The sequence below is a fragment of the Halostagnicola sp. A-GB9-2 genome, assembly GCF_030068615.1.
Taxonomy (GTDB): Archaea; Halobacteriota; Halobacteria; order Halobacteriales; family Natrialbaceae; genus Halostagnicola.
Genome location: NZ_JASJOC010000010.1, coordinates 106495 through 115091 on the forward strand (window position 1 = coordinate 106495; position 8597 = coordinate 115091).

An 8597-nucleotide genomic window follows, 5' to 3' on the forward strand; every position below is an offset into this window, starting at 1 on the left:
GATTTCCCGTCGGTCGTTCCGGTTCCGGTTCCGGTTCGGGTTCTCGCAGTCGGTCCCGTTCGTATTCGACTTTGGCTGATCGGGAAGCCAACACGTGGAACGCGGCCGAGAGAAATGGAGAACGTGTCGCCCTTTTTCGCGGCGATCCGTGCTATTCGTTCGCCGATCCTAGTACACCGTTTGCAGGTGACTCGTTAGGCTTCGTATTCGATCATGAATATTCGGCCGTCTTCGCCGCTGAATCCTGGTCCGTACGTCTGAAGGAACAATCGACCGTCTGGACCGTACTCCATATCGTTTGGGGTCTCGAAGTCCTCGTCCGGAAGGAATTCGTTCACGTCGACGCTTCCGTCGTCGTTGTACGTGATGTATCCCATCCAGTTGTCGTTGAACGGTGCCATGATGAACTGCTTGCCGTCGAAGTACGGATCCAATGCACCCTCTCCGTATTCGTCGGAGTGTCGGTAGCGTGGTCCCGTGTTTGCGGACCCACCGTCCGGGAACTCGGGCCACGAGACTTCGCCGGGTTTCGGCATATCGACCCAGTCTGGGGCTTCGACGTAGCTGTCCGAGCTCTCCGGGAACCAGACGTCGGCTGGCGTAACCGGTGGGAGCTTTTCGAGTCCTGTATTGTTCGCAGAATCGTTTCTGAGGTTGTCGGGCCAGAACGGCTGACCGGATTCCTCCGTCGCGAAATCGTATCGTCGGTACGGATAATACGCGTGGAAGAACGGCCAACCGGCGTTGCTCGCTTCGCAGATCTGTCGATACTCGATGAGCCCCATCGGTCCACGATCGCTATCCCACTCTTCGCCGTCCGGTCCGTAGTCAGCGACGTGGAGAAGGCCAGTCTCTTCGTCGACAGCAATGGTGTATGGGTTCCGCAGTCCCATCACGTAAATTTCCGGTTTGACGAGTCCTTCCTCGATTTCGTCACCGTAGCCCTGATCCTCGGTGAACAAGTTGTCGTCCGGGATCGAGTACGAACCATCGTCTTCCGGGATGATTCGGAGTATCTTCCCGCGAAGGTCAGCCGTGTTTCCGGAGGTGCGCTGGGCGTCGAACGCCGGATGTCGGGCGTCTTGATCGTCGATCGGAACGAATCCGTCCGATTCGAACGTGTTGGAGTCGTCGCCGGTCGAAATGTAGAGCTCCCCTTCTGGCCCGAACTCGAGGTATCCACCGAGGTGACAACAGAGGTCACGCTGATACGGAATGCGGATGATCTCTTCTTCGGTGTCGGCGTCGATTTCGTCGTCTTCCATCTCGAACCGGGACACCAGCATGTACGAGTAGTCGATCCCGTCGTGTTCCTCGTCCTGGCTGGGATCGTACCACTCCGCGTATGGACTTTCGCCGATGTCTTCCGTGGCGTCTTCCGTCGGCGTATAAAAGATGTAGACGTAATTGTTCTCCTCGAAGTCCGGATCAAAGACGAGCCCCTGCCCACCGTCTTCGTCCGTAATACGGACGGGAAGCTCGAGTGCAGTCCCCGTCTCGTCGGAGTTCGGATCGACGTAGTTGACTCGAGCTGTCCCATCCCCTTCCTGCCCGAACGTAGCGCCACGGGTGATGTAGAAGACGCGCCCGTCGGGAGCGACGTCCATGGACATCATATTGTCGTGAACGTCCAGTTCGGTGACGGAGTAGTTGTCCCAATTCGTCGCGGCGTCCGGGTCGGGCTCGGCTCCCCCGTTTGACTCCTCTTCGTCGTCATCGGTCTCGTCCGCACAACCAGCTAATCCGATCGCACCGAGTCCTCCAATCCCCTGAAGGAGGCGGCGTTTGTTACTGCTGTTGGATGCACTCTCTTCTCCAGTCCTCTGATTAGACATACACCTCTACTGTAGAACCAACCTAAAAAAACCTTGTGGTGAGACACCGCATCATGGTTCAATTTTCTATCTAGTTTCCGGAGTCGCTCAGCGCCCGGATCAGTCTCGGTCTTTTCCCTAGCGGCCATTTTCGATCGAACGAAAAGCCCGCTCGGTACCGATACGGGCATGGAACCGACCCAGCTAAATCGGTTACTCCCGCCAATTGCGGGCAACGGCGTTAATTGGTTTGATTTAGAAGTTGAAAGCCGCACCCGCGCGGTTTCGATTACTCGAGTAACGACGACCGTTCGAACGGTATGGAAACCGACTCGGTGATCCCGAGCATATCCGTAATCGTCGGTGTCACGTCCAGCGCATCCGCAGTTTCGTCCAGCTCGAGTGTCGGCGCTGCTGGACCGCCGAGCCCGTAGCAACCGTACGCCGATTCGTCGACGCGACCGTGTGAACCGCTCACCTTTGTCGGATCCAGCGACACCAGGCCCTCGTCTCCGAAGAACAGCTCGCAGGGGTCGAACCCTGGTTTTTTGTGGATATCCATATCCCCAGCGTATGGCGGTGCCTCCTCGGGATTGTCCCACCAGTAATACTGGAACCAGGCGTTCTTCTCTGCGACCAAGACGAATTCGCCGGAATCTGGATGATCAACGCCGTACTCGACCTTCCCCGACTCGTCGAGTATGACGTCGACTCCCGATAGGTCGTCGATGACAGCACGCGCTTGGTCGATCGCCTCGTCTTCTACGTAGACGTGTGCGATCTGGTGATCGACCATCGCGAAGGCGTCCGACCGTGACAGATCGACGTCGTCGTTCGCGTCCGTCTCGAGGAGGCCGGCCTCACGAAGCGCCCGGTTAGGGAAAATCGGCGTCTCCACGTCGTGGAACCCGTACTCGCTCACGAGGTTTACGACGGTCTGCTCCCAGCGATCCGTTCCGGTAAGTCCGGACACGAACTCGTCGACGAGGTCGTCGACGACTGCCAGTTCGTCGTTGAACGCCTCGGATCCGGGACCGTCGCTCTGTCCGACGTAATCCAGATGGGGGATGTATATCCAGAGGAGGTCGGGATCCGCTCGTTCGATGGCTTCGGTGGCGGCTGAGAGGATCCATTCCGTACTCTCCGCGCTTGCGCCGGGACCCCAGTAACTGTGTAGCGGGAAGTGATTGTACTCTTCTTGCAGTTCGTCGTAGAAGTCATCGGGGTTCGTCCAGCAGTTCATCTCGAGGATATTGTTGTCCTCGTCTTCGATCGGCGACGGTGTGACTGCGATATCAGCACTCGTTCCGATCAAGTGCTGAAAGCACAGCACACCGGTCGTCAACCCGGCATCGTCGCTTGCAGCCTCCCAGATCCGAGTTCGGTCGTCGCGGTCGCGCTCCCACAATTCGGCGACATCCCGTTCGCGATCGTACTCTCCATTCGACACGTCACCGTGCGTACGAGGCCTCTGTCCGCTCGCGAGCGTCGTCTGGGCCGGAATCGTAACGGCGGGGAACTGCGGACGGAGGTCAGCGACGTTTTCGCTCGGAAAGAGCGAACGAAGCGTCGGTGTCCGTTCGTCGTCGATATGGTGCGGTTGCAGTCCGACAATGTCGAGAACGATGACCCGTTCGGCGTCGTTCTCACCGTCTCGAGTTCCGAGTGAATCGTCGTGGCTGTTCGTCGGTCCCTCCGTGAGATCGGAATCTGAATGGGTGGTATCTGTCATGGATGTGTTCGACTAATCCACTTGATTGTGGCGTTCAGCGTAGTCGTATAGTCGGTTCAGCTGTTGGGAGAAATCGTGTTCGTCGACTCCAATCGGCGCTTTGAAAAACGATGCAAGGTGTGGCTGAAGCCCTCCCTCACCGTGTTCGTCGGCGTGAACGGCGAGACGGATTAGATCGAGGACAAGCGGTGCGGCGAGCGCCGAATCCGAACCGTCCCAGGTGAACTGCATCTTCATCTCCGTCTCGAGGAACCCTTCGAAATGGATGTGGTCCCATGCTGTCTTCCAATCACCGAGCGATGGCGTGTAGTCGATCCGAACCCGGTTGTGGCCGATTTCCGGAAGGATCGACTCGAGAACGTCGCCTTTCGTCGAGAGCTTTCCAGCGGCGTTTGCGTCGTCCTCGAGAACCTGTCCGTCGGTGTTTCCGAGGATGTTGTGTCCCTCCCACGAGAGAACTCGAAGATTTCGCCCCGCGAACATCGGTGCAAGCGCCGACTTGACCAGTGTTTCTCCGGTCTTCCCATCCCGTCCCATGTGTGGAACATTTCGCGTGTCAGCCAATTCCCGAAGTCCACCCAGCGCCGATCCGGTACTGGGTGTAAAGTTTATGTACGGATGTCCATCGACCAGTGCGGCGTATGCATAAAGCGTGCTCGCAGGAAGGTTCCGGTCGTCGTTTTCGATCGCAGTTTCGAAGTCCGCCAGCGTTTCGTACTGCTCCGGTGATTCGATCATCGGCTCGGTCGAGGCGGCGTTGACGACCACTAACCGATCGACGTTCTGTTTTCTAACGAAATCGTCGTAATCGGAGCGGATTTGCGAGATAACGTCGCGTATCGTTGCTTCTTCCGTCGCTTGTTCGTCGGATAGCTCCTCTACGACCCGTCCACAACGCTGTGCAGTTCCAATAGTAACCCGCTCGTCTATCTCGCGGAGGTCTTCACGCACCGCTTCAAGGGTCTCCCGTTTTGGGACGGACCCTGCTTCGTGTGCTGCTTGTGCCGTTTGCTCGATACTCTGGGTTCGTACGTCGTGACCCCCAAAAACTAGTTGGTCGATATCCGGAAGATCGAGTGATGTAACCGGATCTCGCTCCGTAACCATACCAGTCGTATCTATTTCACCCCTTGCGATCGCACGCGCCCCCACCATCGACATGCTCGCTACGTTTCCCCTCGCACCAACTATCCAAACACCGGTTGCCATATTTGGTACCTCCAATCACATACATAAAAACCCTCCTATGGTTTCGGAGATTAGTTTCTACTCGACCACCAGTAAAGATCGGTACTTGTGTATTACAAAACCATCTAATACTGTTATAATACCGTTATGATGGTGGAGAATTGGCGGGAAACCACACCATACAAATTTACTACAAGTCCAATAAATATACTTCTGGAGTTTTTCAACATTTTCACCGAAAATAGGGTCTAATATTACAATAGTACAATCGTAACGCCCTAATGTGTTGTTCTATCTCGCATGTGAGTTAATTCTCGTACATTATAAATTCTACTATTCAGTCGCCGACCGCCGCGTTCCGTCTAATGAAGTCTAACTTTCAACTAGTAGAAGCAGGTGCCGTTCGAACCGTTCAATACTGTGTTCTTAAATTATTCACGTGATTCTCAAGTATGTGCTTTCGTTTTACAGGAGCGCCGCTGATCAAGACGGGTCCGTTCGAAATCTGTTCTTGGTAAGTTGCGCCTCCTCGCGCTACGGAGGATCGGCGATTTTTGTACCGCCCGTGCTCAGTTCGGCCCGAAACGGGATCGTTCCCAAAAGCGCGTTCGGTGAGAACGACCATAGTCGGCGTATTCTACCGATCTTAGCTGGCGAGTAGGATAGAGTAGTTCAGAGTTGCCGTTGTCCTCAAGAGACGTACTGTTCTAGAGCGTCGTAAGACGATGCCGCCGCTTGGTCGGGGGAATCGGGATAGGTATACAATTCCATGGTTGCGAACCCATCGTATCCGATATCATCGAGCGCCCCAAACATCGCTTCGAAGTCGAGGTCCCCTTCGCCGGGGATCCGGTGGTAGTGTTTCCCTCGCCGACCGCCAACGATATCCTCGAGGTGAATGCCAGTAATTTGGCCAGCACACCGTCGAATACTTTCGGCTGGCTCCTCGCCGTAGACTGCGACGTGACCGAGGTCGAGATTGACGCCGAGTGCATCGCTTTCGACCTCCTCACAGAGGCGAAGCACTTCGTCAGTACACTCGACGAGCAGTTCGGGTTCGAATTCGATTCCGACCGAGACATCGGCCGATTCGGCGTACGCCGTAATTTCTTCGAGCGACTCGAGAAGGTACCGTCTGGCCTCTTCGGGCGGGTTTCCGGGCAGCGGACGGCCGGTTGCGAGGCAGACAGCCGGGGAGTCGACAGCGACTGCGAGGTCGATCGCCCGCTTCGTGTATTCGACGCGCCAGGCTCTGTCCTCGTCGTCGGCCGTGATAATAGTCGGATCGAAAAACGACGAGGGGGGAGCGTCGTCGTAGTAGCCGGTCGCCGTATTGGCGTTGATGTTCGACACCTCGAGCCCGGTTTCGTCGAGCGCGGTTTTGAGTTCTTTTCGATCGGATTCGTCGAAATCGGCGAGGAACGCGTGTGGCGTGTCAGCCAGGAGCTCAACGCCGTCGTAGCCGTGATCCGAAATTCGGCGAACGGCCTCGGGGAGTCCAACGGTGGTGTACGCGTTCGTCGAGAAGGCAAGTCGAGTCATATGGACGCATTCGTTCAAACCATGAAATAACTTCCCCTGACCGCTTCGTGATTCGTATCCGTCACTGGAACACTGTTATCGCGTTTTCCGAGTCGGCTTTCAGACTCGCCCTCCCGACATCGCCCTCCCGAACCGAGTCACCGAGTTCAGCGTAACCGATAGTTCGGTGGCCCCGTTGGCCCTTCGGATCGGCCCGTGTCACTCGCGGGTTCCGTGGACGGCTAGACGGTAAACAAAAGAGAGATACCGTGGCACTCCTTTCCCGAATACAGAATGGCGAAATCGATACTCGAGGCCGTCCGTCAACCGGAATTCACCGGCGAGAATCGATGCGAACCGTGTACGGTACTGAATCTCGCTATTGGGGCCGTACTCAGTGTACTGGTCGCTCGCAAATCGAAAATTGCAGGACTGTTAACCGCCGTCGTATCCATCGCTGCGATTTATTTACGGGGATACCTCGTTCCCGGAACGCCGACACTAACGAAACGATACCTTCCACAGACTGTCCTCGAGTGGTTCGGTAAGGGGTCCGAGCCTGTCGTCTCGAGTGGACTCGATCCGGCGACCGAATCACCGTCCGACGGCGATACCACTGCGATCACCGATATCGACGCCGACGGCAGTACCACCGATATCGACGCTGACCGCGACACCACCGATACCACCAACGCCGGTGCCCGTGATGGCGAACCGACAGCCAGTAAACCGACGACGAAGGCGATCGACCTCGAGCGGTTCTTTCTCGAACACGACGTACTCGAACCCTGTTCGGAGAGCGATGATCTCTGCCTTACCGAGGCGTTCGAAGCTGACTGGCTCGAGGAAAGCAAAGCGATTGCCGACTCGGAACTTTCCGCGGCACAAATCGCCAGCGCGTTCGGATTCGAGGGCGATTCCGAAACTTTCGAACTCGTTGTACACGGTGAGACTCACCGCCTCCGCTCCGAATCGGCCCAAGTTGGGAGGTGGGCTTCCCGTCCCGCACTCGTCGCAGATATCGCGGCGAACCGGTTGTTTCGTTCGCGGGTCTCCGACTGGAATGCGTATGATTCCCGGGAGAAAGGACGGCTCCTAAACGGGCTCCGGATGTTCCTTGAGACGTGCCCGACTACGGGTGGCAGTACGGAGATGAGCGAGGAAGTGGTCGAATCGTGCTGTCGGTCACAGAAAGTCATCGCCGTAACCTGCGAGGAAACGGGCGAACGACTGTTCGAACACCGCACCGATGACTTCGAGCGGTAACACCGGCTCCCCAAATTGGGTTCGTATATCACCCCACTCTTCTACCGTCGCATCTGACAACGTCGAACGCTTGTGACTAGCAGGGTCATCGAACGACCGCGACTAGCGGGTGACGTCGAGCGGTCGCGATTATCAGGTAACGTCGAACACCCGCGAGAGACCCATCGCAGGGAGGAGGAACACGAGTGCAGCCAACGACCATCGGATTCCGACGATAGCAGCAAACGCCGCGTTCAGCACGATCAGCGCTACTACGCACGTGCCGATTGCCGGTCCAATCGTCGCCGGCGAGGGGTCTGCGTACGCCCTAAACAGCGCTCGTCCGGTCCATGCGGTGAATCCACTGAGAAGTCCGATTGCGAGCGCGACCTCCACCGGTGACGGGCTCCGAACGACTGCGACGGCGAGAACACCGAGTACGGCGGCTCCCGTTCCTCCGATCGCGACCGGTATCGATCGCGAATCGGTGTCTCCCGTCTCGCTCTCGGCGAGAAAGGTGACGGCCGCGATATAGAGGGTGATAGTCCCGACGACAGCGACGGCCCACGACGGAAGCGCAGTAGGAGAGACGGCGAGTGTCGACCCGAGGAGGACGTTCAGTCCCCGGCTTCCGCCCATGAGCAGGAACCCGACGGACGTCCCCTTGAATACGCCGTCGTACAGGAGGATTGTGAGAGCGAGCACGGCAGCGACGAGCCCGGAAGTGAAACCGGCGGCTACCAGAGCGAGCAAGACGCCGCTTCCGAGTAGTACAACTCCAAACACGAGCGCCTGACGCTTCGATACGTCGCCGGACGGTATCGGACGTTCCGGACGCTCTCGAGCGTCTTCGTCGGCGTCGAAGTAGTCGTTGAGCGTCGTTCCAGCCGCGTACAACAGGATCGAAGCGAGCGCCAGACCGACGACGCCATCGATCGAAATCGAGTATCCCGCGCCGGCGGCTATCGCAGCGCCGAGGATTATGTCCGGCGGTGCCGTAAAGAGGTTCGGAACTCTCACTAACGTCGCGTAGGAAGTGACTGTTCTGCTGTTTCCACTGGTTTCGTTCATTCTCCTACGAATCCGTTGAATTAGTC

6 protein-coding genes are annotated in these 8597 nt (G+C 57.2%); 1 reads left to right on the plus strand and 5 read right to left on the minus strand.

Going from position 1 to position 8597, the window contains the following annotated elements; genetic code table 11:
• Window positions 1-194: 194 nt before the first annotated feature.
• From QNM96_RS18745 to QNM96_RS18760, 4 genes are all read right to left on the minus strand, one after another.
• Window positions 195-1835, minus strand: coding sequence for a PQQ-dependent sugar dehydrogenase (locus tag QNM96_RS18745; protein WP_283838273.1), 1641 nt, complete (start codon window positions 1833-1835; stop codon window positions 195-197).
• A gap of 268 nt (window positions 1836-2103) precedes the next feature.
• Window positions 2104-3546, minus strand: coding sequence for an alkaline phosphatase family protein (locus QNM96_RS18750; protein ID WP_283838274.1), 1443 nt, complete (start codon window positions 3544-3546; stop codon window positions 2104-2106).
• Between the two features lie 12 nt (window positions 3547-3558).
• Window positions 3559-4755, minus strand: coding sequence for an inositol-3-phosphate synthase (locus QNM96_RS18755; RefSeq protein WP_283838275.1), 1197 nt, complete (start codon window positions 4753-4755; stop codon window positions 3559-3561).
• Window positions 4756-5424: 669 nt separating this feature from the next.
• The gene (locus QNM96_RS18760; protein ID WP_283838276.1) at window positions 5425-6276 is read right to left on the minus strand and encodes a sugar phosphate isomerase/epimerase family protein; all 852 of its coding nucleotides are present in this window, start codon (window positions 6274-6276) and stop codon (window positions 5425-5427) included.
• A 273-nt stretch (window positions 6277-6549) separates the two neighbouring features.
• Between QNM96_RS18760 and QNM96_RS18765 the strand changes: the two genes are divergently transcribed.
• Window positions 6550-7521, plus strand: a complete 972-nt coding sequence (locus QNM96_RS18765; protein WP_283838278.1) for a hypothetical protein — start codon at window positions 6550-6552, stop codon at window positions 7519-7521.
• Window positions 7522-7653: 132 nt separating this feature from the next.
• Here QNM96_RS18765 and QNM96_RS18770 read toward each other — a convergent pair whose 3' ends face one another.
• Entirely contained in the window at window positions 7654-8571 is a 918-nt protein-coding gene (locus tag QNM96_RS18770) for a UbiA family prenyltransferase (protein WP_283838279.1), read from the minus strand.
• Window positions 8572-8597 lie beyond the last annotated feature (26 nt).

Excerpts from the sequence above, each read along its gene's own strand:
- QNM96_RS18745 (WP_283838273.1), bottom strand. The coding sequence starts at position 1,835 with ATGTCTAATCAGAGGACTGGAGAAGAGAGTGCATCCAACAGCAGTAAC.
- QNM96_RS18750 (WP_283838274.1), bottom strand. The coding sequence starts at position 3,546 with ATGACAGATACCACCCATTCAGATTCCGATCTCACGGAGGGACCGACG.
- QNM96_RS18755 (WP_283838275.1), bottom strand. The coding sequence starts at position 4,755 with ATGGCAACCGGTGTTTGGATAGTTGGTGCGAGGGGAAACGTAGCGAGC.
- QNM96_RS18760 (WP_283838276.1), bottom strand. The coding sequence starts at position 6,276 with ATGACTCGACTTGCCTTCTCGACGAACGCGTACACCACCGTTGGACTC.
- QNM96_RS18765 (WP_283838278.1), top strand. The coding sequence starts at position 6,550 with ATGGCGAAATCGATACTCGAGGCCGTCCGTCAACCGGAATTCACCGGC.
- QNM96_RS18770 (WP_283838279.1), bottom strand. The coding sequence starts at position 8,571 with ATGAACGAAACCAGTGGAAACAGCAGAACAGTCACTTCCTACGCGACG.